Origin of the sequence: Microbacterium sp. Leaf288, assembly GCF_001422925.1 — a bacterium.
Lineage (GTDB): Bacteria > Actinomycetota > Actinomycetes > Actinomycetales > Microbacteriaceae > Microbacterium.
In genome coordinates, this window is the sequence record NZ_LMNI01000001.1 from 308,934 (window position 1) to 333,321 (window position 24,388).

Below are 24,388 nucleotides of genomic sequence, written 5' to 3' on the forward strand. Positions count from 1 at the left end.
GGGGCTCGGGGCGTTTCGACTCGCTTCGCTCGCTCAACGACCGGGAAAGGATCAGTCGACGAGGTCGTGGCGCACGATCACGGCGTCGCGGGCAGCGCCGACGCCGATCACCGAGATGCGCGTGCCGCTCATCGCCTCGAGCGCGAGGACGTACTCCTGGGCCTCGCGCGGAAGCTCGTCGAAGGTGCGGGCACCCGAGATGTCCTGCTTCCAGCCGGGGAAGTACTCGAGGATCGGCTTGGCGTGGTGGAAGTCGGACTGGTTCACGGGGACCTCGTCGAACCGCTCGCCCTCGACGTCGTACGCGACGCAGACCGGGATCTGGTCGAGGCCGGTGAGGATGTCGAGCTTGGTCAGCACGAGGTCGGTGATGCCGTTGATGCGGGTCGCGTAGCGCGTGATGGGCGCGTCGTACCAGCCGACGCGGCGCGGGCGGCCCGTCGTGGTGCCGAACTCGAAGCCGCGCGAGCGCAGGAAGTCGCCGTTCTCGTCGAACAGCTCGGTCGGGAACGGTCCCGAGCCGACGCGCGTCGTGTACGCCTTCACGATGCCGACGATGCGGTCGAGGCGGTTGGGTCCGACGCCCGAGCCGGTCGCGGCGCCACCGGCGGTCGCCGACGACGACGTGACGAACGGGTAGGTGCCGTGGTCGACGTCGAGCATCGTCGCCTGGCCGCCCTCGAAGACGACCACGTCGCCCGCGTCGAGGGCGTCGCCCAGAAGCAGCGACGTGTCGGCCACCATCGGGCGCAGACGCTCGGCGTACGACAGCAGGTCGTCGACGATCTCGTCGGCGGTGATGGCACGGCGGTTGAAGATCTTGACCAGCAGGTGGTTCTTCTGGTCGAGGGCGCCCTCGACCTTCTGGCGCAGGATGTTCTCGTCGAAGAGGTCCTGCACGCGGATGCCGACGCGGTTGATCTTGTCGGCGTAGGCCGGCCCGATGCCGCGACCGGTGGTGCCGATCTGGCGCTTGCCGAGGAAGCGCTCGGTGACCTTGTCGAGCGTGCGGTGGTATTGCGTGATGATGTGCGCGTTGGCACTCACGCGCAGACGCGAGGTGTCGAGACCGCGGGCGTGCAGCGCCTCGAGCTCGTAGAAGAGCACCTCGAGGTCGATGACGACGCCGTTGCCGATCACGGCGTTCACGCCGGGAGACAGGATACCGGACGGCAGCAGGTGCAGCGCGTACTTCTCGTCGCCGATCACGACCGTGTGGCCGGCGTTGTTGCCGCCGTTGAACTTGACCACCCAGTCGGTGCGCTCACCCAGGAGATCGGTGGCCTTGCCCTTGCCCTCGTCTCCCCACTGGACTCCGACGATCACGATGCCTGGCATGGGCTACTCCCCCGTTATCGGACGGTTACACCCCATCCTATCCGGATGCTTCGTTACGCCTTCTGGCGCCGCGAGTCCTCCCGTGACGATCGGGGTTGGACGTACGCACGACCCCGCGGGAATCGTGAACAGCGGATCGCCTCGTGCGAAGAAGGAGAATTCTCGTGACCGACCAGGTTCACCTCGCCGTCGCCCTCGAACGGGCCGGCTGGCACCCCGCCGCGTGGCGCGAGGCCACCGCCCGCCCGCACGAGCTGACATCGGCGCGCTACTGGCGCGACCTGCTGCGCACGGCAGACGACGCCGGCATCGCCCTCGCCACCATCGAGGACGCCCTCGCCCTCCCCGACCGCTTCGAGTCCGCCGAGGCCCTCCGCCGCGACCGCGTCCGCGGACGCCTCGACGCCGTGCTCATCGCGTCGTACGTCGCGCCGCTGACGCGCCGGATCGGCCTGGTGCCCACCGTCACGACCGCGCACCCCGAGCCGTTCCACGTCGCCACCGGCATCCAGACGCTCGATTTCGCCAGCCGCGGCCGCGCCGGGGTGCGGCTGGTCGCGGGCGCCTCGGCCGCTGAGCGCGCCAACTTCGGCCGGCGCGCCTCTGGCGTCGACGCGATCCCCGCGTCGGGGCGCGTCGAGGACTCCCCCGAGATCCTCGCGGCGTTCCGCGAAGCCGGCGAGTTCGCCGACGTGCTGGCGCGCCTGTGGGACTCGTGGCAGGACGACGCCATCATCCGGGATGCCGCGGCAGGCCGCTTCCTCGACGCCGACCGCGTGCACAACATCGACTTCGAGGGCGAGTTCTTCTCGATCACCGGCGCTTCGATCGTGCCCCGGTCGCCCCAGGGTCGCCCGCTGATCACGGTGCTCGCGCACCAGACGGTGCCGTACCGCCTGGCCGCGGAGCACGCGGACGTCGTGTTCATCACACCCCACGTCGAGGGCGGGCGACCCGGGTTCGCCCTGCCCGGCATCCTCTCGGAGCTGGATGCTGCCGCCGAAGACCTGCGCAGCGGTGACGAGCCCGTGCGGGTCTTCGCCGACCTGCTCGTGCTGATCGAAGACACCGGGGCCGCGGCGCGCGAGGCGCTGGCGCGACTCGACGAGTGGGACGGCGAGCAGCTCGCGTCCGACGCCCGCATCGTCGTCGGCACGCCCGGCGACGTCGCGGACGCGGTGCGCGAGCTCGCCGCCGGGGGTGTCGACGGCGTGCGCCTGCGCCCTGCCCGCCAGCCCGCCGACGTCGTGGCGATCGCCGAGCAGGTCGTGCCCCTGCTGCGCGGAACCGGCACACTCCGCGAGGACGACGGCGGGTCGCTCCGCGCCCGCCTCGATCTCGCACGCCCCGAGAGCCGCTATGCCCGAGAAGAGGAGTTCGCGCTGTGAGCCGTCCCGTCCGCCAGATCCATCTCGCCGCGCACTTCCCCGGCGTCAACAGCACCACCGTCTGGACCGACCCGACGGCCGGCAGCCAGATCGACTTCTCGTCGTTCGAGCACTTCGCCGCAACCGCGGAGCGCGGGCTGTTCGACTACGTGTTCCTCGCCGAAGGGCTGCGACTGCGCGAGCACAAGGGCCGCATCCACGAACTCGACGTGCTGGGCCGCCCGAACACGCTGTCGATCCTGGCTGCGGTCGCCGCGATCACCGAGCACGTCGGCGTCGTCGGCACGCTCAACACGACGTTCAACGAGCCCTATGAGCTGGCGCGCGAGCTCGCGACCCTCGACCACCTCTCGGACGGCCGCGCGGGCTGGAACGCCGTGACGAGCTCCGACGCCTTCCACGGTGCGAACTTCCGCCGCGGCGGCTACCTCGACCACGCCGACCGCTACGAGCGCGCCCGTGAGTTCGCCGCACTCGCGAAAGAGCTGTGGGACTCGTGGAGCGAGGGTGGTGTGCGAGCGGATGCCGCAACCGGCGCCTTCCTCGACGACGGGGTCCCCGCGCGGGTCCGCCACAGCGGCCCGCAGTTCGACGTCGACGCACTGTTCGACGTTCCCCGCTCCCCGCAGGGACGCCCTGTCATCGTGCAGGCCGGCGACTCGGCCGACGGACGGACGTTCGGCGCCGAGCACGCCGAGGTGATCTTCTCGCTGCACCAGGAGTTCGCGGACGCGCGCGCGTTCTACGACGACGTCAAGGGCAGGCTCGCCGCCTACGGACGTGAGGAGGACTCGCTCAAGATCCTCCCGGCGGCGACGTTCTCCATCGGCGACACCGACGCGGAGGCACGCGAGCGCGCCCGCGAGGTCGCGCTGCAGCAGGTGCGGCCCGAGGTCGCGCTCACGTACGTCGAGCAGGTGTGGGGCCGCGACCTGTCCGGCTACGACCCCGACGGCCCCCTTCCGGATGTCGACCCCGACACCGGGTCCGAGACCGCGCGCGGCTGGGCGAACCGGCACGCGGCGGTGCGCGCCAGGATCGCGAAGCTGCGGGAGCTGTCGGAGACCGAGGGGCTCAGCATCCGTGAGACCGTCATCCGCCTGACCGCCGCCCCGACCTTCGTGGGCACGCCCGAGCACATCGCGGCCGAGATCGACCGCTATGTGCAGGAGCGCGCGACGGACGGCTTCACCGTCGTCGGGCACCTCACGCCGCACGGCCTCGACGAGTTCGCCGAGCGCGTCGTACCGCTGCTGCAGGAGCGCGGCTCGTACCGGCGGTCCTACGAGGAGGGCGCGACACTGCGCGATCTGCTCGGTCTTCCGGCGCCGGTCGCCGCACCGGCGCTCGCGGCCCGATGACCGGCCGCGCGCGCCTGCTGTTCGTCGGAGCCGGCCCCCGGGCGATCATGCTCCTCGAACGCGTGCTGGCGCGCGCGGACGAGCACACGCTGCTCGACATCGATCTCGTCGACCCGCATCCCCCCGGTGCCGGCCGCATCTGGCGGCACGCCCAGTCGCCGCTGCTGAAGCTCAACTCGATGACGCGCGACGTCACCGTGTTCACCGACGACAGCTGCACGATCGAGGGGCCGGTGCGCTCCGGCCCCTCGCTCAGCGAGTGGCTGGACCTGTGGCGCGCGGGCGAACTCCCGGACGTCGACCTCGACGAGCTGTCGGAGGCCGAGGCGCGGGCACTCACCCCCGAAGGCTTTCCGACGCGGCGCCTGCACAGCCACTACCTCGACTGGTTCTTCCGCCGCACCGCGGCGAGCGCGCCCGAGGGCGTGAGGATCCGGCTCCATGTCGACGAGGTGACGTCGGTGCGGACGTCGTCGTCGGGACAGCACGCCGTTTCGCTCGCGAACGGTCGAGTGATCATGACGGATGCTGTCGCCTACTGCCTCGGCCACACCGAACGCGAGCCCGACCCGGCGTCGGCAGCGCTTGCGGCGGCCGCGGTCCGCGAGCGGCTCGCGTACGTGGGTCCCGCGTTCACCGCGGACGCCGATCTGTCGACGCTCGCCCCGGGCGCCGACGTGATCGTGCGCGGGATGGGCCTCGCCGCTGTCGACCTCGTCGTGCTCCTCACTCAGGGCCGAGGCGGACGCTTCGACCGCGGCGCCGACGGCGCCCTGCGCTACGTGCCGTCGGGGCAGGAGCCTCGGCTGCACCTCGGATCGCGGCGAGGGGTGCCGTACCGGTCGAAGGTGACGTCGACGCTGCAGGGCTCGCCCCCGGAGCGGGACGTGCTGACGCCGGACGTGATCGCCGCGCTCGTCGACGCGGGGCGCCCGATCGACTTCGACCGCGACGTGTGGCCGCTGGTCGCCGCCGAGCTGCTGCACGGGCATTACCGCGAGCTCTTCACGGGGCATCCGGAGCGGGTCAGGGGCACGTGGGACGAGCTCCGCGCCCTCCTGCAGGCGCACGCGTGGGACGACCCGGCCCTGCGCGCCGCGATCGCCGCGGCGGTGCCCGATCCGCTCGACCGGTTCGACGTCGCCGCGTTCGACCGGCCGTTCGCCGACGCGGAGTTCGCCGACGCCGACGACGCTCACGACCGGGTGCGGGCGCACATCATCGACGACCTCGAGCTGCGGACGACGCAGGAGCGCAGCCCCGCACAGGGCGTGTTCATCGCCGCGCTGCTGTCGTTCATGGCGCTGTCGGAGATCCCCAAGGAGCGCTTCACCGCCCGCTCGCGGGCGTACACGCTGCCCGTCCGCTGGCATACGTTCTTCAGCTACCTCGCGAGCGGTCCGCCCCCGCACCGGCTGGAGGAGCTGATCGCCCTCGCCGATGCGGGAGTCGTGCGCTTCCTCGGACCCGACGTGGACGTGGTCGTCGAGCCGCGCGGGTTCGCAGCATCCCGTCTCCGCGTGCCGGGCGAGACGGTCGCCGGCGCCCTCGTCGACGCATGGCTGCCGGCCGCCGACGCGGAGCTCAGCACCAACGCGGCGCTGCGGGAGCTCGCGACCGTGCACGGCAGCGTGCTGCACGTGACGGATGCCGAGTACTCGGGCTCGCTCGGACGCGTGCGGGTCGCCGACGACGGCCGGGTGCTGCGCCCCGACGGCGCGCCCCACGACGCGCTGTTCGCGATCGGCCCCTTCACCTCGCAGACCGAGGCCGGCGCCTTCACCCGTCCGGCGGCGAACTCGCTGTCGCTGCGCCAGACCGACGTCGTCGCGGGGGCGATCGCCGCCCATCTCGGCGTCGCGGTTCCGGTCGCCCCCTGATCCGGCCCCTCCGTCCTCGGCTCCGCCCTCCCGCCGCTGCTCCTCTGTTCCGCAGTCACCTTTTGCGGGTGCATGGCCCACGAACCCGCCAAACGTGACTGCGGAGCCTCCACGCCGCGGGCTCCGCAGTCACTTCGGGTCGCGGATAGGGCGCGGGACCCGCACGAAGTGACTGCGGAACATGACGTCAGATGACGGGGCGTGAACGATCGTGACCGACGTTCACGCCGCGTGACATCACCGATCGAGCCGCGCACCGCCTCTCCGAGACGCTGAGACCACGAGCCGGCACCACCGCCGCGCCTCGCACCATCACAGCTTCTGGAGACCCCATGTCGTTCACCCGACCCCGTACCGCCGCGCTGGCGGCGATCGGCGTGGTCGCGCTCGCGCTCACCGCGTGCGCGACCGGCGCCGGCGACGCCGCACCCACCGCATCCGCCGACGCGGAGCCCGTCACGGGCGGCAACCTGACCTTCGCGATCTCGGTCGACAGCCAGTGCATCGATCCGCAGCAGGTCGGCAACAACGACGCGATCGCGATCGCGCGACAGACCGTCGCATCGCTGACGATCCAGGACCCCGAGACCGGCGAGATCCTGCCGTGGCTGGCCACCGACTACGAGGTGAACGACGACGCCACGAGCTTCACGTTCACGCTGCAGGACGGCCCCACGTATGCCGACGGCGAGCCCATCGACGCGGCATCCGTCAAGACCAATTTCGAGGCGATCCAGGCGCTGGGCGCGAAGGCGAGCCTCGGCTCGTCGTACCTCGCCGATCTCGAGAGCATCGAGGTGCCGGACGAGCAGACGGTCATCGTCAACTTCTCGGAGCCGAGCGCGCAGTTCCTGCAGGCGACCTCGACGTTCTCGCTCGGCCTCCTGTCGCCCGCGACCGCCGCGGTGAGCCAGGCCGACCGCTGCCTCGGCGACTACATCGGCTCGGGTCCGTTCTCGGTCCAGAGCTACACGCCCAACGAGGGCGCCGTGCTCGAGCGCCGCGAGGGCTACGAGTGGGGCCCGTCGACGGCCGCCCACACCGGCGAGGCGTACCTCGACACGATCACCTACAAGGTCGTCCCCGAGTCGGGCAACCGCACCGGAAGCCTGCAGTCGGGTCAGATCGACGCGACCACGGGCATCGCGACGGCCGACGCCGTGCTGTTCGAGGGCGAGGACTTCTGGAGCCTCAACCGCGCCAACCCCGGCTCGGTCTACAACCTGTACGCGAACCAGTCGACCGAGAAGCTCGCCGACGAGAACGTGCGTCTCGCGATCCAGAAGGGCATCGACCGCGAGCAGATCACGTCGACCCTCCTCGGCCCCGACGACGTGCCCGCCGTGTCGCCGCTCGCCTCGTCGACGCCGTACTTCACCGACCTGAGCGACGTGCTCGAGTACGACCCGAAGGCCGCCGCCGAGCTGCTCGAGGAGTCGGGCTGGACCGAGGGCGATGACGGCATCCGGGAGAAGGACGGCGAGAAGCTCAGCTTCCACGTCACCTACTGGCAGTCGCCCAAGGAGGTGCTCGAGCTCGTGCAGCAGCAGCTGCGCCAGATCGGCATCGACCTGCAGCTGACCTTCGCGAGCATCGCCGACGTGCAGGCCGCGAACGCCGACGGCACGTACGACTTCTCCTACGGCAACCTGACGCGCGCCGACCCCGACGTGCTGCGCACGGTGTTCTCGGTCAGCGGCACCAACAACGCCACCAAGCGCACCGAGCCCGCCGAGATCGACGAGCTGCTCGACGAGCAGGCCGCGATCATCGACCCGGCCGAGCGTCAGAAGGTCGTCGACGAGGCCGCGGAGCTGCTCATCACGGGCGGCTACTCGATCCCGATCTACCAGCTGTCGACCACGATCACCGCCGCGTCGAAGGTGCAGGGGCTCGGCTTCGAGGCCTCCAGCCGCCTGGACTTCTACGACGCCTGGATCGCCGAGTAAGCCCGCACCGGGCGCATCGCACAACGAAAGGGATGAGGAACGAGATCATGTGGGGTCGATACATCGCCCGGAGGATCGGGCAGGGCGTGATCGTCCTGTGGGCCGCGTACACGATCTCGTTCCTCATCCTGTATCTCCTCCCGGGGGACGCCGCGACGCTCTTCGCGGGGGGCGGCGACCAGGAGGCCATCGATCCCGAGCTCGTGGCGCAGCTGCGCAGCGAGCTCGGGCTCGACCGCCCGCTGTACGAGCAGTACCTCGTCGCCCTCGGCAAGGCGCTGACCGGAGACTTCGGGGTGTCGACGCAGACCGGCCGCCCGGCATCCGATCTGCTCCTCGAATCGCTCCCCCCGACGCTCGCGCTGACCGCTTTCGCGTTCGTGCTGTCGGTGGTGTTCGGTGTCGTCCTCGCGCTGTCGGCGTCGCTCGCCCGCGCGCAGTGGCTGCGCAACGTGCTGTCGTCGCTGCCGCCGCTGGGCGTCTCGATCCCGGTGTTCTGGATCGGCCTCCTGCTGCTGCAGGCCTTCTCGTTCCGCATCCGCCTCTTCCCCTCGATGGGCAACGAGGGCTTCGAGAGCCTCGTGCTGCCGGCGATCACGATCGCGATCCCCTCGGGCGCGTTCATCGCGCAGCTGCTGTCGCGGAGCCTGCGATCGACCCTGGCCCAGCCGTACGTCGAGATCGTGCGTGCGAAGGGCGCGAGTGAGCGCCGGGTGCAGCTCGGCCACGCGTTCCGCAACGCCGCGATCCCCTCGCTCACGATGGTCGGCGTGCTCATCGGCGGTCTGCTCTCGGGTGCCGTCGTGACCGAGACCGTGTTCTCGCGCCTCGGAATCGGACGCCTCGTCGTCACCGCCGTCAACAACCGCGACGTGCCCGTCGTGCAGACCGTCGTCGTCTTCGCCGCCCTCGTCTTCGTGGTCGCGAACCTCGTCGTCGACCTCGTCTACCCCCTCATCGACCGCCGTATCACGCTCGCCCGCACGGCGTTCGTCGCCGCCTGACAGGAGCCGCCATGATCGCCCCGAACGTGCTCTCCCCGCCCGCGCGCACCCTCGAGCCGCACGATCCCGTCCTCGAATCGATCGTCGACCCCGACGCCGATCCGTCGGGCAGCCCCCGCGCGGCCGCCCTCGGAGAAGAGCGAGCGGATGCTGCGTCCCGCCGCTTCGCGCTTCGCCCGGTGATCGCCGTGCTGAAGCAGCCGACCCTGGTCGCGTCGATCCTCGTGCTCGCCCTCGTGACGCTGTGGGCGCTGGTGCCGTCGTGGTTCACCGCGTGGGACCCGATCGTCGGCGTCCCCCAGGACCGCCTGCTGCCGCCGAGCCCGGAGCACCTCTTCGGCACCGACAACCTCGGCCGCGACCTGTACGCCCGCGTCGTCTACGGCTCGGCGACCTCGCTCGCCGCGACCTCGGTGGCCGTGATCGTCGGCCTCGCGGTCGGGTCGCTGTTCGGCCTGCTCGCGGGCTTCCTCCGGGGCATCGTGGACGACGCGATCATGCGCTTCATGGACGTGCTGCTCGCGATCCCGAGCCTGCTGCTGTCGCTCGCGCTCATCACGGCGCTCGGATTCGGCACGCTCAACGTGGCGATCGCGGTCGGACTCGCGAGCATCGCCTCGTTCTCCCGCGTGATGCGCGCCGAGGTGCTGCAGATCGCCACCGCCGTCTACGTCGAGGCTGCGCACGTCTCGGGCGTGCGCTGGTACACGGTGCTGCGCCGGCACGTGCTGCCGAACGCGTCCGGACCCGTCGTGGCGCTGGCCGCCCTCGAGTTCGGGGTCATGGTGCTGGCGATCTCGTCGTTGTCGTTCCTCGGCTTCGGCGCACCGCCGCCCACACCCGAGTGGGGCTCGCTCGTCGCCGGCGGGCGCGACTATCTCGCCGTCGCGTGGTGGCTCACGACCTTCCCCGGCCTCGTGATCGTCGCCGTCGTGCTGTCAGCCAACCGCATCTCGCGCGCACTCGAGCGCAACGGAGGAATCCGATGACCGCACTGCTGGAGGTCTCGAACCTGTCCGTCTCGTACACGCTGGGCGGCGCGTCGCGCCCCGCCGTGCGCGATGTGAGCTTCACCGTCGACCGCGGAGAGGTCGTCGCGATCGTCGGCGAGTCGGGCTCGGGCAAGAGCACGACTGCGCACGCGGTGATCCACCTGCTCGCCTCGAACGCGTCGGTGGACGCCGGCTCGATCGTCTTCGACGGCACCGACCTCACCGGGCTCTCGCGTCGCGCGTGGCGCGAGGTGCGGGGTCGTGCGATCGGGCTCATCCCGCAGGACCCGACGACGAGCCTGAACCCCGTCAAGCGCGTGGGTCGCCAGGTCGGCGAGCCGCTCGTGATCCACGGCCTCGCCACGCGCCGCGGCGCCGACGCGCAGGCCGTCGAGCTGCTGCGTCTGGCCGGGATCGGCGAACCTGAGGCACGCGCCAAGCAGTTCCCGCACCAGTTCTCGGGCGGCATGAAGCAGCGCGCGCTCATCGCGACGGCGCTGGCCGCCGAGCCGAAGCTCGTGATCGCCGATGAGCCCACGAGCGCGCTCGACGTCACCGTGCAGAAGCAGATCCTCGACCACATCGACACGCTGGCGTCGACGCTCGGCACCGCCGTGCTGCTCATCACGCACGACCTCGGCGTCGCCGCCGACCGCGCCGACCGCATCATCGTGATGCAGAACGGCGAGATCGTCGAGACGGGCACCGCACGCCAGGTGCTCGAGAACCCGCAGCACCCGTACACCCGCGCGCTCATCGCCGCGGCACCCGGGCTGCGCGGCGGGACGCCGCGCGTGTCCGAGCTGCCGCTGCGGACGGAATCGGATGCTGCCACCCCCGCACTCCTCGAAGTCATGGGCCTTCGCAAGGAGTTCCCGCTCCCCGGCCGTGAGAAGCTCCTCGCCGTCGACGACGTCACGTTCCGCATCGACCGGGGCGAGACGCTCGCGATCGTGGGCGAGTCGGGGTCGGGCAAGAGCACGACGGCGCGACTGGCGCTGCGGCTCGAGAAGCCGTCGGCGGGCAGCATCCGTTTCGATGGAGACGATCTCGTCGCCGCGAGTCGTGAAGAGCTGCGCGCGCTGCGCCGGCGGTTCCAGCTCGTCTACCAGAGCCCGTTCGCATCTCTCGACCCGCGCTTCACGATCGCCGAGGTGATCGACGAGCCGCTGCGGGCGTTCGGCGTCGACAAGGCCGAGCGGGCGCGCCGCGTGCGCGAGCTGATCGACCAGGTGGCGCTGCCGGCGAGCACCGCGTCGCGGCGGCCGGCCGAGCTCTCGGGCGGCCAGCGGCAGCGCGTGGCCATCGCACGCGCGCTCGCGCTGCGTCCCGACCTCGTCGTGCTCGACGAGGCGGTGTCGGCGCTCGACGTGTCGGTGCAGGCGCAGATCCTCGACCTCCTCGCCGCGGTGCAGCGCGACGTCGGGGTGTCGTACCTGTTCATCAGCCACGACCTCGCCGTGGTCCGCGAGATCTCGGACCGCGTCGCGGTGATGCAGCACGGCCGCATCGTCGAGCAGGGCTCGACCGCGCAGGTGCTCGGCGCGCCGCGCGAGGAGTACACGCGCCGGCTCATCGAGGCGATCCCGGGCGCGACGCTGTCGGCGCCGGCGCTCGCGGGCGAGGCTGCCGCATGAGCGCGCAGGCAACACTGGCGCAGCAGACGACCGGGCTGCTGCAGGAGCTGATCCGCAACGCCGCCGTCAACGACGGCACGCCCGACTCGGGTCACGAGGACCGGCAGGTGCAGACGCTCCAGCGCTTCTTCGAAGGCTCCGGGCTCGAGGGCGTCGTCGTCGAGCCGCACCCCGGCCGCGCGTCGCTCATCCTCCGGATCGAGGGCACCGATCCGACAGCGCCGTCGCTCGCGCTCGTCGGGCACACCGACGTGGTGCCGGTCGAGCCGTCGGGCTGGTCGCGCGACCCGTTCGCGGGCGAGATCATCGACGGCGTGCTGTGGGGCCGGGGCGCGATCGACATGCTCAACCTCACCGCCGCGTACGCCGTCGTGACGCGGGCGGTCGCGACCGGATCGTTCCGCCCGCGGGGCGACCTCATCTTCGCCGCGGTCGCCGACGAGGAGAACGGCAGCCGGTTCGGCGTCGGCTGGCTCACCGAGCACCGCCTCGACCTCATCGACGCCGACTACGTGCTGACCGAATCGGGCGGCGCACACGCCGGCGCGCAGCCGCACCTCGGCGTCATGGTGGGCGAGAAGGGTGGCGCCGGCCGCCTGCTGCGCGTCACGGGTGCGCCCGGGCACGGCTCGGCGCCATGGGGCTCGCGCAACGCCGCGGTCATCGCGGCGGAGGCCGTGACCCGCCTCGCGCGGCACCGCGGCACCACTGTCATCACCCCGCAGTGGCGCGCGTACGCCGGGGCGCTCGATCTCGACCCCGAGATCCGGGCCGCGCTCACCGACCCCGACCGGTTCTACGAGGGCCTGCCGCACCTCGGCACTCTCGACGGGTTCGCGCACGCCTCGACGCACACCACGATCTCGCCGACGATCGTGCGCGCCGGAGAGAAGGGCAACGTCATCCCGGGCACCGCGACCGTGCAGCTCGACATCCGCATCCTGCCGGACGTCACCCGCGAGGACGTCGAGGGCCTCATCCGCGACGCGATCGGCGATCTCATCGAGCACATCGAGATCGAGGGCGACTGGTTCGGCGAGTCCACCCTGTCTCCGATCGACACTCCGCTCTTCGATGCGCTCGGCAGCGCGGTGCGCCGCGCCTACCCGTCCGCCGAGCTGCTGCCGATGCTGGGCGTGGGCGGCACGGACGGCCGCTTCTACCGGCGCCGCGGCATCCCGGCCTACGGGTTCGGCGTGCTCAGCGAGCGCTGGGACTACGGCACCTTCCGCCGGCTCTTCCACGGCAACGACGAGCGCATCGACCTCGACTCGATCGCCCTCACGGTCGAGGCACTCGACCACGCCGTGCGCACGTTCCACGCCGACACGAGCACCGCGAGGCGCACCCGCGTCGCGGAGCCGGCGACCGCCTGAACGCGGATGCTGCGCGGGCCGCAGCATCCGTTCCCCATCCACCCCACCGAGGAGCACCCATGACCACCACCCTCAACTCCGATGTCGATCGCGCCATGTTCGGGCGCGAGTGGGAGGACTGGCACCGCACGCACGAGACGCGGCGCGCCGACGCCCTCGGCTTCTTCGCGATCACCGGTCTGCACTGGCTCGGGGCCGACCCGATCACCCTGCCGGGTGCGCCCGGCACGTGGCGACTCGGCGCCGAGGGCGTCGAAGTGGAGCTCGCCGACGGCGAGAGCCTCGCTCTCGACGGCGCGACGATCACGGGGACGCACGCGTTCGGCGAGATCGCCGAACGCGGCAGCGTCACCCCCACCTTCACCGACGGCGACATCGCCGGCGCCGTCGAGATCGCGATCCGCGGCGGGCACACGATCCTGCGTCCGCGCCGGGCCGATCACCCGTTCCTCGCGGAGTACTCGGGCACCCCGACGTACGTCCCGAACCCGCGCTGGCGGGTCGCGGCGCGCTTCCGCCCGTTCGATGCACCCGTCCCGACCGAGGTCGGCGCCGCCGTCGACGGGCTCACCCACGTCTACGACGCCCCCGGCGTGCTCGAGTTCTCGTGGCGGGGCGAGGAGTTCTCGCTCACGGCGTTCGAGGGCAAGGCGCCGGGCGACCTGCTCGTGCTGTTCACCGACGCGACGAGCGGCATCACCACGTACGCCGCGAACCGCTCGGTGGGCATCGACGCACCGGACGCCGACGGCTGGACCACGATCGACTTCAACCGCGCCGTCAACCTGCCCTGCGCGTACACGGACTTCGCCACGTGCCCGCTGCCGCCGGAGGGCAACCGCCTGCCGATCGGCATCGAGGCCGGCGAGAAGACGCCGCTCGCCCGCGTGATCTCGAACGCCGAGCTCGTCGCGCCGGGGGTGGCCGCATGAGGTTCCAGCTGCTCGACATCGTCCCCTACCGCGCCGACCCGATCACCGGCCACCAGGTCTCGCCCGCCGAGCGTTTCGCCGAGACGCTGCAGCAGGCGATCCGCGCCGAAGAGCTGGGATTGGATGCTGTGGCCATCGGCGAGCGTCACGCCGGGCACTTCATCTCGTCGTCGCCGACGGTGCTGCTGGGTGCGATCGCGGCCCGGACGCGCAGCATCCGTCTCAATTCCGGCGTGACCGTGCTCTCGGTACTGGATCCGGTGCGCGTGGCCGAGGACTACGCGACGATCGACCAGCTGTCGGGCGGGCGCCTCGACCTCACGATCGGCAAGGGCAACGAGGCCCTGCAGTTCCCGTTGTTCGGGCTCGACATCGACGACCAGTGGGAGCTGCTCGCCGAGAAGTACGAGCTGTTGCGGACGCTCTGGCGCGAGGAGGACGTCACGTGGCCGGGCACCGAGTTCACACGGGCCTTGACCGGCGTCACCACGCTGCCGCGACCCTTCGCCGGAGCGCCGCGCGTGTGGCACGGCTCGGCGACGACGCTCTTCTCTGCGGGGCTCGCCGCGCGCTTCGGGGATCCGCTGTTCAGCGCGAACGCGATCCAGCCCCTCGAGAACTACGGGGTGCTGGTCGACCACTACCGCTCCGAGTTCGCGCGACACGGCCACGATCCGGCGGGCGCATTCGTCGCTGCGGGCTCGGGAGCGCTCTTCATCGCCGACACGACACAGGAGGCGATCGCGCAGTACGGCCCGGTCTACAACGCGATCGTCGCCGCCACCAACGTGCCCGGGAACAACACGCCGTTCCGCGACATCGAGCACGCCGTCGCCGAGGGCCCCGCGCTCGTCGGCACGCCGCAGCAGGTGATCGACAAGATCGCGCGGTTCCACGGCCGGCTCGGGCACGACCTGCAGTCGATCAGCCTGCCGACGACGGTGCCGTTCGCGCAGCAGCTCGAGATCCTCGAGCGGTTCGCCGAGGACGTCGCACCCGTGCTGCGGCGGGAGTTCCCGACGACACTGTGGACGGAGGCCGACCCGCTCGGTCAGCGGGAGCGCGAGCTCACGACCGCATGAGTGGCGAGAGCGCGGTCCGCGAGGCGGCTGCTGCCGTCTCCGGCGAGCGCGGCGTCGCGCGACGCAGCGGTCGCAGGGAACGGCAGCGGTCGCACGCGCGGCCCGCGCTCTGGGCGTGCCTCGCGGCGGGCTTCGCAACGCTGTTCGACGCGGTGGTGATCACCTACGCGGCACCGGCGGTGAGCGCGTCGCTGGGCGGCTCCACCGCGGGCGTGCAGTGGCTGCTCGCGTCGTTCTCGCTGACGTTCGGGCTCGGGTTGATCCCCTCGGGGCGGCTGGGCGATGTGTACGGGCGCCGGCCGCTGTTCCTCGTCGGCCTCGGGATCTTCCTGGTCGGAGGCGTCGCGGCCGTGGTCGCCCCGACGATCGTCGTGCTCGTGGCGGCCCGGTTCGTGCAGGGGCTGGGTGCCGGCGTGATCAGCGCGCAGGTGCTCGGCGCGATCCAGGACCTGTTCACCGGCAGGGCCCGCCTGAGCGCCCTCGCCGCGTACAGCGCCGTCGGCGGGCTCGCGGGCGTGCTCGGCCCGGTGCTCGCGGCCGTGGTGATCGTCGCCGTTCCCGCCGACGTGGCATGGCGCGTCGTGCTGCTGACTCCCCTGCCGCTGGTGATCGCCGCCTTCGTCCTCGGATGGCGCGGGATGCCGGGCCCCCGCGCCCGTCCGGAGCCCTCGGGGTCGGCGCGGGTGTGGCTCGATCTGCCGGGCATCGTGCTGCTGTGCCTCGTGGTGGTGGCGCTGACCCTGCCCGTCGTGGAGCCGGGGCTCTCGGGCGTGTCCGGCCTGGCTGTCGTCGGCGCGGCGGTGCTGCTCGGGCTCGTGCTGGTGCTGTGGGAACGCAGGTACGCACGGCGTGGACGGCTTCCGCTGTTCGCGCCGGCGCTGGTGCGCTCGCGCGGTTTCGTCGTGGGGAACGTGGTCGCGCTGCTGTGGTTCGGCAGCGGCTTGGCGGCGGGGTCGGTCGTGACCCTGTACTTCCTGCAGTCGCCGGCGCTGTCGGCGCTGGCGATCGCGCTCGTGTTCGCGCCGGGCGCGCTGGCGCGGCTCGTCGGCTCGCTGTTCAGCCTGCGGGTGGTGGGGCGTATCGGGTCCTCGGCCACGGTGTGGCTCGGCCTGGGCCTGCAGGCGGCGCTGTTCACCGGGCTCGCGATCGCGGCGCCGCTGTTGCCGGACGGAGTGCTCTTCGTCGTCGCCGCGGCCGCCCAGATCGGGCTGGGAATCGGCGGCGGCCTCGTGGAACCGGTGGTGCGTGCCACGACCCTCTCGTTCGCGCCCGCTGAGCTGCACGGCGTAGCGGCATCGTTCCTGCAGCTCACGCAGCGGCTGGCCGCGACCTTCCTGGTGGCCCTGGCCACCGGCATCCTTCTCACGTCGTCGGGCGTCTCGACCGTCGCCACGCTGCAGGCCGCACTCGCGACGTGCGCGGTGGGCTCGGTGGTGGCGCTCGTGGCGTCAGCGGATCCAGCGTTCCGGCGGGCAGGCACACGCGCGGAGGTTCCGGCGCCGCTGCGACGTGCAACGCACACGACCCCCGCTCGTTGAGCGAACGAGGGTCCTGCCTGCCGACCCGCCGCTACGGCACGATGTTCTGGTTGAGGTGGAACATGTTGTCCGGGTCGAACGCGCGCTTCACCGCCCGCAGGCGGTCGTAGTTCGCACCGTAGTTGCTGGAGGCCTTCGGCTGGTCGTCCTGCGACGCGAAGTTGATGTAGCCACCCGGCTGCGAGAAGGGCTCGATCGCCGCGTAGTAATCCTTCACCCACGCGGTGTTGGCGGTGTTCTGCGTCGGATCCGGCCACATCCCGGCGATCACCAGCGCGAAGTTCGCGTCGCGATGCCCGAAGGCCGTCGCGTCGGACGCCACGTCGTGGCACGCCCCATTGATCGGGTAGAAGTGGACCGTCGAGTTGACCGTCGGCACTCGCGGGCCGTGCTCCATGTGGGCGGCCACCGACTCCGACGTGAGCTCGTCGAGGAACGCCGCCTTCCAGTAGTGCTGCAGGCCGGGAGGAACGAGTCCGTCGAAGAGACCGTTCATCGCCGGGTAGGGCATCGGGCCCACCATCTCGGCCACCGGCTTCGCGACGTCGCGGAACCCCTGGACCATCTTCTCGGCCTTCGACGCCGGGCCGTTGATGCAGAAGACCACCGCGACGAACGGCTCCCCGGCGCGGTCCTCCGGCACGAAGGGCAGCGGAGGAGCGATCTGGAACGCGGGGAACCCGCCGAACTCGCGCGGTGCGGTCCGCACATGATCGGCGAAGTAGGCCAGGATCGCCGGACCGTCCGCGAGCTCGAAGAACATCGGGCCGCCATAGATCTCGTCGACCGGATGCAGCTGGAAGGTGAACTTGGTCACGACGCCGAAGTTCCCTCCCCCGCCGCGCAGAGCCCAGAACAGGTCGGGCTCCTCGTCCGCGCTGGCGGTGACGATCTGGCCGTCGGCGAGCACGACTTCGGCCGCGAGCAGGTTGTCGCACGAGAAGCCGTAGCCGCGGGCGAGATACCCGATGCCGCCCCCGAGCGTGAGGCCGCCGACGCCCGTCGTCGAGATGATGCCGCCGGTCGTCGCGAGGCCGAATTGTGCCGCCGCTTCATTGAACATCCCCCAGGTGGCCCCGCCACCCACGTCGGCGGTCGAGGACGCCGGGTCGACCGCGACCGAGGTGAGGTCTCCCAGATCCGCGACGAGCGCGCCGTCGGCGGTGCCGAACCCCGGCACGCTATGACCTCCGCCTCGCACCGCGAGGCCGCTCCCATCCTCAGCGGCGGCGCGGACGACGGCCGCGACATCCGCGGCATCCTGACACCGCACGACCGCGGCGGGTCGGCGGTCGATCATCGCGTTGTAGACGACCCGCGCCTCGTCGTATCCGTCGTCGCCTTCTTCGACGACCGAACCCTTCACGCTGCCCCGCAGCGAATCCATCACCTTCATGGACATGGTCGACCTTCCCATCGACGCAAACGGGCACAGCGACCGCACGGTGCGTGCGGGCGTCGGCACCGGTTTGAATCGACGGTCCTCGCGTTCGAGGGCACTGTCAAGAAGGTCGGTCGCCACCGGGTGAGGCAGCGGAACCCGGGTGGTCAGCCGATCCGCGCCGCCGATCCCGACACGACGATCCCGCCCGTCTCGGGGATGTCGACGGTGAGCTCGCTCGGCCGGCCGACGTGGCTCCCCTGGAGGATCACGACGCGCGCCGGGGTCTCGACAGCGCCGCCGGCGCGGAGGTACCCGCCGGTCGCGGCCGCCGCGGCTCCGGTGGCCGGGTCCTCGATGATCGGGCCGACCGGGAAGACATTGCGGGCGTGCCACCTGCCGGCGCCTTCGGGCCAGAGCACGATCATCGTCGCCGGCCATCTCCGCGCGTCGAGCACCGCACGGGCGCGGTCGGGATCGATCGTGAACGCGTCGAAGACCTCCCGGTCGGCGAGCACGACGAGCGGGTGCCAGTTGCCGCCGAACGCCTGCGCGGGGGCGAAGTCCGGGTGCAGGTCCCGGTCCGTCAGGCCGATCGCTCCGAGCACGTCGGCCAGGGCCTCCGCGGGCAGCGGGGCCGTGCCGGGCTCGACGCTGGTGAACGAGACGCGCCGCTCACCGGAGTCCGTCGCCGTGACGATCTCGACGACGCCGACCGGAGTCTCGAACGCGATCGCGCCGTCGCCGTCGGCCTCAGCGATCGCTGCCGCCGCAGCGACGGTGGCGTGACCGCAGAACGGCACTTCGGCGAGCGGCGAGAAGTAGCGGATGGCCCGACGGCCGTCGTCACCGGCGACGACGAACGCCGATTCGGCATACCCGAGGTCTGCGGCGATGCCGAGCATCGCAGCATCCGTCAGTCCATCTGCGTCCAGCACGACACCGGCGGGATTTCCTCCCGCGGGTTCGGAGGAGAAGGCCGTCCATCGCTGGATGTCGATCGCGCTCATCCGGTCACGATAGGTCACGTCGGTGCGGCGCGGTCGCCAGGCACCGACCGATTCCTGCCGATCAGGGGGTGCGCCGCCGGCGCCGCGCGATCCCGATGCCCATCAGCACGAGCCCCACGACGAGCACGATCGGTCCGATCGTCGCCCACAGCGTCGACCCGGTCATCGCCGATCCCTGCAGCACCCCGACGCCCTGTAGCGTCCACACCAGTCCCACCGCGGCGAGGATCACGCCGGGCACGAGGAACGGCCACATTCGCTTCACGGCCCCGACCTTAGTCCGGCCGCCTGCCCTGCGACAGAGCCCCGCTCACCCGTCGCCGCGCAGCCAGCTCACCACGTGCGCCGGGGCCGTGTCGGCGGCCTCGAGGGCGATCGCGACGTGCGACCCGTCCATCCAGTAGAGCTCCGAGCCGGCGATGCGCGCGTGGGCGTACTCGGCGTTGGCGGGAGGTGCCACCCGGTCCGACCGCGCGTGCACGATCAGCGTCGGACACGTGATGCGCTCGAGCGCGGCCGGCACGAGCTCGGTGTAGTCGTTCTTCATCCCCGCGCGGCGCCGCTTCGCTCCGAGCGATGCCCGCAGCGTCGCCTCCATCGTGTCGGTCCGGCCGGGAATCGCGGCGAGCTCCTTCGCCCGCGCCGACACGACGGCACGGCTCTCGGTGCCGGCGCCGCCCATGAGCGCGCCAAGCGCCTGCCTCGGTGCCTGCCGCAGCAACCACAGCTGCATCTTGGCCGCCCAGTCCCAGGCGAGGAGGTTCGATGCCAGACGAGGAGGCCGACCCGGGATGCAGACGGCGTCGACCTCCACGAGCTTTCTCACCCGATCCGGATGCCGCGCGGCGAGCTCGTAGCTCGCCGGCCCGCCGCCCGACGCCGCGATCACGATGATGCGCTCGATCCCGAGCGCATCCAGCAGCGCCGCCAGCGCGTCGCCCTGCTCCGGGAAGGTGCGCCCCGTCGACAGCGGCGTGCCGAGGTATCCGGGCCGGCTCGGCGCGATGATCCGGAAGCCGTTCACGCGCAGGAACTCCCCCGCCACGAGCCCCTGATCCCAGCCGCCGAGCGTGCCGTGGACTGCGAGCACCGCCTCACCGGTCCCGCGCTGGGCGTACTCGACCGGCCCCGACGCCGTGGCGACGGTGCGGGGAGTCTCTGCCAGGCACGCGAGGTAATCCTCCCGCGTGGGCAGCTGCGGCGCGGCGGCCATAGTCCACTATCCCCACGCGGGGTCCCGCCGAACAGGGCGGTGGCAGTATCGAAGCGTGGACGACGGCGAACGGATGTCCCTGACGCAGCCGGCGAGCGCGGACTGGCGCGAGCATCCTGAGGGCTTCCGACGCTGGGAGAAGTCCACCCGCCTCGGCGACGGACCGGAGATCTGGACCTGGGCGAGCACCGAGGTGCTGCGGTGGGGCGTCAAGACCCGGAGCGGCTTCACCGTCTCGCCGGCGGCAGCCGCGGTCCGACCCGGCGACCGCCCGGTCATCACGGCGCACCCGTTCGGGCTGTCGGTGCGCGAGCCCGTCGAGGTCGTCGCCGTCGTCGACGGCGAAGACCGCGTCGGCTTCGCCTACCGCACCCTCCCCGGCCACCCGGTCACCGGAGAAGAGGCGTTCATCGTGCACCGCACCGGCAGTTCGGTGAGCCTCACCGTCCGCTCGCTGACGCGGCCTGGCCGCGGGCGCTGGCGTGCGCTGTATCCGGCACTGCTGATCGCGCAGGCTGTCGCCCGCCGCCGCTATCTCCGCGCCTTGCGCGTCCGCGCGGGCCGCTGAGCCCGCCCGCCGCAGTCCTACTCCCCGCCGAGCTCGCCCGGATGCGTGAGACGCCAGGAGTCGGTCGGCGGGACGATGGTGCCCTCGATCTCGATCGGAACCGTCACCGTGTTCGGACCCGCGGTCCACGTGATGCTCCCGACCTCTTCGCCGTCGGTGTACGTCTTCGGCGTGGTCGTCGTCATCTCGACGGTGATCGGGGTGTCGGACCACGTGAAGATCGTCGCGTAGTCCGAGACGACGATCTGCGCCGACGCGCCCCATCTCGTCGTGATCGTGCCGACCGGCTGATCGCGCTTGGCGACCGGCACCTCGTGGAAGCCGGCACGGATGCTGTCGATCAGCCTCATCACGTCGTGATTCACGTTCGCTCGGGTGAAGCCGCCGAGCACCACCCCCGTCACGCTGAGCGGCTGCGCCGTTCCGACGGGGACGGATGCGGTGAACAGCAGGTTGTACGTGCCCTCGCCCAGGTTGCCCGTCTTCAGGCCGGTGATCCCGTTGCTGCCGAGGAGGTCGTTGGTGTTGTGCATCGCACCGGGGCCGGACAGCGCCAGCGAGCGCGTCGCGACGATGCTCGCGATGACCGGATTCGCGGCGGCGAGCTTGCCGAGCGCGATGAGGTCTGCCGGGGTGCTGGTGTTGCGCGCGTCGAGGCCGGTCGGCTCGACGATCGTGGTGCCGGTGAGGCCGTTCGCGGCGAGCCACCGCTGGGCGGCCCCGCGGAACGCGCCCTGCGAGCCGAACGCCCATGTCGAGACCGCCTCCGCGTAGTTGCTCGCCGAGGGGATGAGCATCGTCGCGAGCGCGTCGTGCAGCGACATCGAGCTGCCCGTCGGCATCGCCGCGATGGTCGCGCCGCGCACGTAGTACTGGTCATAGAGGTCGTGGTCGGCCTTGCTGAAGGTGATCGTCGGGCCGGGATCCGCGGCATCCGCCAGGGGATGACGATCGAGGATCACGAGCGCCGTGATGACCTTGGTGATGCTCGCGATCGACTGCGGCTCGCTCGTCCCACTCGTCGCCCAGATGCCGCTCGCCTCGGCCCCGAGGTACTCGTCGCCACCGGCGACGGCGATCGCCGAAGCGCCGGTGGACGGCAGAGCGACCGCGGCAGCCGCAGGCACCGTCACGGGCGGCTCGTGCGTCTCGACGAGTGGCGCGCTCACCGGTGCCGTCAATGCCCACCACACGTACCCGCTGGGAACGGCGAGCAGCACGACGAGCACGATCGCCGTGACGATCCAGCCGATGCGCCGTCGGCGGCGCCGCGCCTCGGGATCCGCCGCGCGCCGCGGCGGACCGCCGAACATCTGCTCCTGACTGATCAGCTGCGTGAACTCTTCGAGCTCATCAGTCGGCTGCTGAGGTGTCGAAATGGAAGGCTCCCGTCCCGAATGCTGAACCCATCATGCAGCATTTGAGACTCCTCGTCTCAGGAGGATCGACCGACGGAACCCCGTGCTCACACCGGCGCAGCGAGCTCCTTCGCGAAGCACTGCGAGAAGGCGAACGCCGTATACGGCTCGAAGATGGGGATCGGGCGGTACCCGATGCGCTCGTAGAGCACGACCGCGTCGTGCTGGCGGTCGCCGGTCTGCAGAATCAGGCGGCCGGCCCCGCGATCCTGCGCGATGCGCTCGAGCTCTCGCATCAGGGCGCGGCTCGCACCCGTGCCGCGTGCGCGCGGCTTCACGAACACGCGTTTCACCTCGAGGTCGCGGGTGCCGTCGTGGGCGAGATCCCGCAGCGCCGCGTGACCGACCGCGTCGCCTGCGGCGTCCACGGCGAGCACCGTCGCGACGATCGTGTCGGGGTCGACCGCGAACGTGCGCTGAGCCTCCTCCGCCGCGGCGGGTGCAGCATCCGTGAGCCGATCCGCGTAGCGCGGCGAGACCTCGACGTCCATCTCCGCGCGGAGCTCCTCGGCGCGCGGGTCGTCCCAGGGGACCGTCTCGAAGGTCCACGCCTGCTCGCCCGGCGACGCGTCTGCGGGCTCGGGCGCGAGGTCGTAGCCGAACGTGTACAGCTCGATCCAGCGGCCGGGCTGCACCTCCCACAGCCCTTCGCGCTCCGAGAGCCTCCGAAAGCCGAGCTTGGCGTACAGCGCGTGGGCGCCGGTCATCTCGGGGCCGCTGTTCATCACGACGCGGTGCGAGCCCCGCTCGCGAGCGAGGTCGATGACGTGGCGGGTGAGCGCCTCGCCGATACCCCGACCGCGGGCGGCGGGAGCCACCGCGAGCTGCCGGAAGTCCGTCTCTCCGGGCCGCGCGACCTCCGCGAGCGGGCGGTTCGGCCGCGCGACCCACACGGTGCCGAGGATCTCTCCGTCGGGCTCGACGGCCACCCATACGTCGCCTTCGCGCACGCGGCCGGCGACGTCGCGCAGCGAGGCGACGTACTCGTCGGACAGCTTGTCGTAGCTCGAGAGGTACGCCTGTGCGGTCACGTCACCCGCCTGCTCGTACTCCTCGGTGCGCACGAGCCGGATGGTCCAGTCGGAAGACACGGATGCTGCAGACCCGGCGCTCGCGTCGGGTTCGGCGTCCCACGCCTCGGCCAGCAGTTCGTACGAGCGCACCCGGTCCACGGGGTCGTGCGTCACCGTCGTGACGAGGAGCTCGTCGGCGCCGGTCACCCGCTGCAGCGTCTCGAGCCGCTCGACCACGGTCTCGGGCGAACCGACGAACTGCGTGTCGAGGCGGTCGCGGACGACCGCGAGCTCCTCGGCCGTCAGCGGATCGGCCGCGGCCTCGTCGGGCGAGGGGAAGGGGACGGCGCCCTGGCCGGCGCGGATGCTGTGCACCCATCGACCGTAACCCGCGGCGATACGGCGGGCCGCGGCATCCGTCTCGGCGACGACGGCGTCGACCGACACGATGACGTAGGGCTCGGCGATGCGGCCCGGGCGGAACGCGGCGCGGTACTCGGCGATCGCCTCGAGCACGAAGCCGGGGGCGACGTGGTAGTTCGCGCCGAACGGAAGCCCGAGCTCGCCGGCGAGACGTGCGCTCGGGCCGGCAGTCGAGCCGTGGATCCACACCGTGACGTCGGCGCCCTCGGCGGGCGTGACGTGGATCGGCACGTCTTCGGGGGGTGAGAACGTACCGTCGAAGAACGACAGGATGTCGGCGACCTCGTCCGCGAAGCGCTCGGCGTCGGCCTCGGTTCGGCCGAGCAGCCGCGCCTGCACGACGAAGCGCTCCGAGTCGAACCCGGCGAACGGACGGGCGGCGGGCAGCAGGAGCCCGTCGACGACGCGATCCTCCGGTGCGGCGGGCAGCGCGGCCGCCGCGGCGCTGCGTGATCCCGAGCGCCCGATGCCGAGGTCGAACCGGCCGGGGTGCAGCTGCGCCACGACGCCGGCGGCCTCGGCGACCTGCGCCGGCGAGTAGTTGCCGATGATGGTGGCGGCCGTGCCGACACGGATGCTGTGCGTCACGGCCGCGACGGAAGCCAGCAGCACGTGCGGAGCGGCGCCGGCGATCCCGGGATTGAAGTGGTGCTCGGCGACCCAGTAGCGCCGGTAGCCGAGGCGCTCGGCCGCGCGCGCCAGGCCGATGCTGGCGCGGAGGCCGTCGGCGGGTGTCTGACCCGAGCCGAACGGCGACAGGTCGAGGACGGAGAGCGGAACGCGGGACATGGGTGCTCCCTAGACGTGGTGCAGACGTGGAGAACGAGGGCACAGAATCGGAGGTTCTCGGCGACACGCCGGGTGGCGGCATCCGTCCCCGGCGTG

General features: G+C 71.7%; 19 protein-coding genes. 12 read left to right on the top strand and 7 right to left on the bottom strand.

The genetic code is table 11. From position 1 onward, the window contains the following. Positions 1 to 51: 51 nt before the first annotated feature. Positions 52 to 1,338, bottom strand: a complete 1,287-nt coding sequence (locus ASF40_RS01345; RefSeq protein WP_056365353.1) for an adenylosuccinate synthase — start codon at positions 1,336 to 1,338, stop codon at positions 52 to 54. A 164-nt stretch (positions 1,339 to 1,502) separates the two neighbouring features. Here ASF40_RS01345 and ASF40_RS01350 point away from each other — a divergent pair, with 164 nt between their 5' ends. The 11 genes from ASF40_RS01350 (at position 1,503) to ASF40_RS01400 (ending at position 16,477) form a co-directional block, all read left to right on the top strand. Continuing rightward, entirely contained in the window at positions 1,503 to 2,726 is a 1,224-nt protein-coding gene (locus ASF40_RS01350) for an LLM class flavin-dependent oxidoreductase (protein ID WP_235560087.1), read from the top strand. Continuing rightward, positions 2,723 to 4,087, top strand: coding sequence for an NtaA/DmoA family FMN-dependent monooxygenase (locus tag ASF40_RS01355; protein WP_056365355.1), 1,365 nt, complete (start codon positions 2,723 to 2,725; stop codon positions 4,085 to 4,087). The genes ASF40_RS01350 and ASF40_RS01355 overlap by 4 nt, the downstream gene beginning before the upstream one ends. Beyond that, a complete protein-coding gene (locus tag ASF40_RS01360; RefSeq protein ID WP_056365358.1) occupies positions 4,084 to 5,967 on the top strand; it encodes an FAD/NAD(P)-binding protein in 1,884 nt (627 codons plus the stop codon). Before ASF40_RS01355 ends, ASF40_RS01360 begins: the two co-directional genes overlap by 4 nt. 332 nt (positions 5,968 to 6,299) lie before the next feature. Beyond that, the gene (locus ASF40_RS01365) at positions 6,300 to 7,916 is read left to right on the top strand and encodes an ABC transporter substrate-binding protein (protein WP_056365361.1); all 1,617 of its coding nucleotides are present in this window, start codon (positions 6,300 to 6,302) and stop codon (positions 7,914 to 7,916) included. Positions 7,917 to 7,948: 32 nt separating this feature from the next. Continuing rightward, a complete protein-coding gene (locus ASF40_RS01370; RefSeq protein ID WP_235560088.1) occupies positions 7,949 to 8,920 on the top strand; it encodes an ABC transporter permease in 972 nt (323 codons plus the stop codon). Between the two features lie 11 nt (positions 8,921 to 8,931). Further along, positions 8,932 to 9,909 carry an ABC transporter permease gene (locus tag ASF40_RS01375; protein ID WP_082496789.1) on the top strand — a complete coding sequence of 326 codons (978 nt, stop codon included), beginning with the start codon at positions 8,932 to 8,934 and terminating at the stop codon, positions 9,907 to 9,909. Beyond that, complete coding sequence (locus tag ASF40_RS01380) at positions 9,906 to 11,549, top strand: dipeptide ABC transporter ATP-binding protein (RefSeq protein ID WP_056365364.1); 1,644 nt, start codon at positions 9,906 to 9,908, stop codon at positions 11,547 to 11,549. Before ASF40_RS01375 ends, ASF40_RS01380 begins: the two co-directional genes overlap by 4 nt. Then, on the top strand, positions 11,546 to 12,925 hold the full coding sequence (locus tag ASF40_RS01385; protein ID WP_056365368.1) for a M20/M25/M40 family metallo-hydrolase: 1,380 nt from the start codon (positions 11,546 to 11,548) through the stop codon (positions 12,923 to 12,925). The genes ASF40_RS01380 and ASF40_RS01385 overlap by 4 nt, the downstream gene beginning before the upstream one ends. 59 nt (positions 12,926 to 12,984) lie before the next feature. After that, the gene (locus tag ASF40_RS01390; RefSeq protein ID WP_056365370.1) at positions 12,985 to 13,857 is read left to right on the top strand and encodes a DUF1684 domain-containing protein; all 873 of its coding nucleotides are present in this window, start codon (positions 12,985 to 12,987) and stop codon (positions 13,855 to 13,857) included. Next, positions 13,854 to 14,939 (top strand): LLM class flavin-dependent oxidoreductase, encoded by a 1,086-nt coding sequence (locus tag ASF40_RS01395; RefSeq protein WP_056365375.1) that lies wholly within the window; start codon positions 13,854 to 13,856, stop codon positions 14,937 to 14,939. The genes ASF40_RS01390 and ASF40_RS01395 overlap by 4 nt, the downstream gene beginning before the upstream one ends. Next, the gene (locus ASF40_RS01400; RefSeq protein WP_056365378.1) at positions 14,936 to 16,477 is read left to right on the top strand and encodes an MFS transporter; all 1,542 of its coding nucleotides are present in this window, start codon (positions 14,936 to 14,938) and stop codon (positions 16,475 to 16,477) included. Before ASF40_RS01395 ends, ASF40_RS01400 begins: the two co-directional genes overlap by 4 nt. A gap of 31 nt (positions 16,478 to 16,508) precedes the next feature. Here ASF40_RS01400 and ASF40_RS01405 read toward each other — a convergent pair whose 3' ends face one another. From ASF40_RS01405 to ASF40_RS01420, 4 genes are all read right to left on the bottom strand, one after another. Beyond that, positions 16,509 to 17,879 carry an FAD-binding oxidoreductase gene (locus ASF40_RS01405; protein WP_056365380.1) on the bottom strand — a complete coding sequence of 457 codons (1,371 nt, stop codon included), beginning with the start codon at positions 17,877 to 17,879 and terminating at the stop codon, positions 16,509 to 16,511. 146 nt (positions 17,880 to 18,025) lie between these two features. Then, positions 18,026 to 18,868 carry a PhzF family phenazine biosynthesis protein gene (locus tag ASF40_RS01410; protein ID WP_056366645.1) on the bottom strand — a complete coding sequence of 281 codons (843 nt, stop codon included), beginning with the start codon at positions 18,866 to 18,868 and terminating at the stop codon, positions 18,026 to 18,028. 61 nt (positions 18,869 to 18,929) lie between these two features. After that, positions 18,930 to 19,124, bottom strand: coding sequence for a hypothetical protein (locus ASF40_RS01415; protein WP_056365383.1), 195 nt, complete (start codon positions 19,122 to 19,124; stop codon positions 18,930 to 18,932). A 54-nt stretch (positions 19,125 to 19,178) separates the two neighbouring features. Further along, the gene (locus ASF40_RS01420) at positions 19,179 to 20,081 is read right to left on the bottom strand and encodes an alpha/beta fold hydrolase (protein WP_056365387.1); all 903 of its coding nucleotides are present in this window, start codon (positions 20,079 to 20,081) and stop codon (positions 19,179 to 19,181) included. A gap of 55 nt (positions 20,082 to 20,136) precedes the next feature. Here ASF40_RS01420 and ASF40_RS01425 point away from each other — a divergent pair, with 55 nt between their 5' ends. Then, a complete protein-coding gene (locus tag ASF40_RS01425; protein WP_235560089.1) occupies positions 20,137 to 20,649 on the top strand; it encodes a DUF1990 family protein in 513 nt (170 codons plus the stop codon). Between the two features lie 17 nt (positions 20,650 to 20,666). On the opposite strand, the gene ASF40_RS01430 is transcribed toward ASF40_RS01425, so the two are convergent. Beyond that, positions 20,667 to 21,962 carry a D-alanyl-D-alanine carboxypeptidase family protein gene (locus ASF40_RS01430; RefSeq protein ID WP_200919408.1) on the bottom strand — a complete coding sequence of 432 codons (1,296 nt, stop codon included), beginning with the start codon at positions 21,960 to 21,962 and terminating at the stop codon, positions 20,667 to 20,669. Between the two features lie 152 nt (positions 21,963 to 22,114). After that, the gene (locus ASF40_RS20755; RefSeq protein WP_082496790.1) at positions 22,115 to 24,292 is read right to left on the bottom strand and encodes an LLM class flavin-dependent oxidoreductase; all 2,178 of its coding nucleotides are present in this window, start codon (positions 24,290 to 24,292) and stop codon (positions 22,115 to 22,117) included. Between the last annotated feature and the right edge of the window lie 96 nt (positions 24,293 to 24,388).

Bases quoted from the DNA above. Each gene is read 5' to 3' on its own strand.
- ASF40_RS01385 (WP_056365368.1), top strand. From the start codon at position 11,546: ATGAGCGCGCAGGCAACACTGGCGCAGCAGACGACCGGGCTGCTGCAG.
- ASF40_RS01430 (WP_200919408.1), bottom strand. From the start codon at position 21,962: ATGTTCGGCGGTCCGCCGCGGCGCGCGGCGGATCCCGAGGCGCGGCGC.
- ASF40_RS01375 (WP_082496789.1), top strand. From the start codon at position 8,932: ATGATCGCCCCGAACGTGCTCTCCCCGCCCGCGCGCACCCTCGAGCCG.
- ASF40_RS01420 (WP_056365387.1), bottom strand. From the start codon at position 20,081: ATGGCCGCCGCGCCGCAGCTGCCCACGCGGGAGGATTACCTCGCGTGC.
- ASF40_RS01380 (WP_056365364.1), top strand. From the start codon at position 9,906: ATGACCGCACTGCTGGAGGTCTCGAACCTGTCCGTCTCGTACACGCTG.
- ASF40_RS01370 (WP_235560088.1), top strand. From the start codon at position 7,949: ATGAGGAACGAGATCATGTGGGGTCGATACATCGCCCGGAGGATCGGG.
- ASF40_RS01360 (WP_056365358.1), top strand. From the start codon at position 4,084: ATGACCGGCCGCGCGCGCCTGCTGTTCGTCGGAGCCGGCCCCCGGGCG.
- ASF40_RS01410 (WP_056366645.1), bottom strand. From the start codon at position 18,868: ATGAGCGCGATCGACATCCAGCGATGGACGGCCTTCTCCTCCGAACCC.
- ASF40_RS01405 (WP_056365380.1), bottom strand. From the start codon at position 17,879: ATGTCCATGAAGGTGATGGATTCGCTGCGGGGCAGCGTGAAGGGTTCG.
- ASF40_RS01345 (WP_056365353.1), bottom strand. From the start codon at position 1,338: ATGCCAGGCATCGTGATCGTCGGAGTCCAGTGGGGAGACGAGGGCAAG.
- ASF40_RS01415 (WP_056365383.1), bottom strand. From the start codon at position 19,124: ATGTGGCCGTTCCTCGTGCCCGGCGTGATCCTCGCCGCGGTGGGACTG.
- ASF40_RS01400 (WP_056365378.1), top strand. From the start codon at position 14,936: ATGAGTGGCGAGAGCGCGGTCCGCGAGGCGGCTGCTGCCGTCTCCGGC.
- ASF40_RS01365 (WP_056365361.1), top strand. From the start codon at position 6,300: ATGTCGTTCACCCGACCCCGTACCGCCGCGCTGGCGGCGATCGGCGTG.
- ASF40_RS20755 (WP_082496790.1), bottom strand. From the start codon at position 24,292: ATGTCCCGCGTTCCGCTCTCCGTCCTCGACCTGTCGCCGTTCGGCTCG.
- ASF40_RS01395 (WP_056365375.1), top strand. From the start codon at position 13,854: ATGAGGTTCCAGCTGCTCGACATCGTCCCCTACCGCGCCGACCCGATC.
- ASF40_RS01390 (WP_056365370.1), top strand. From the start codon at position 12,985: ATGACCACCACCCTCAACTCCGATGTCGATCGCGCCATGTTCGGGCGC.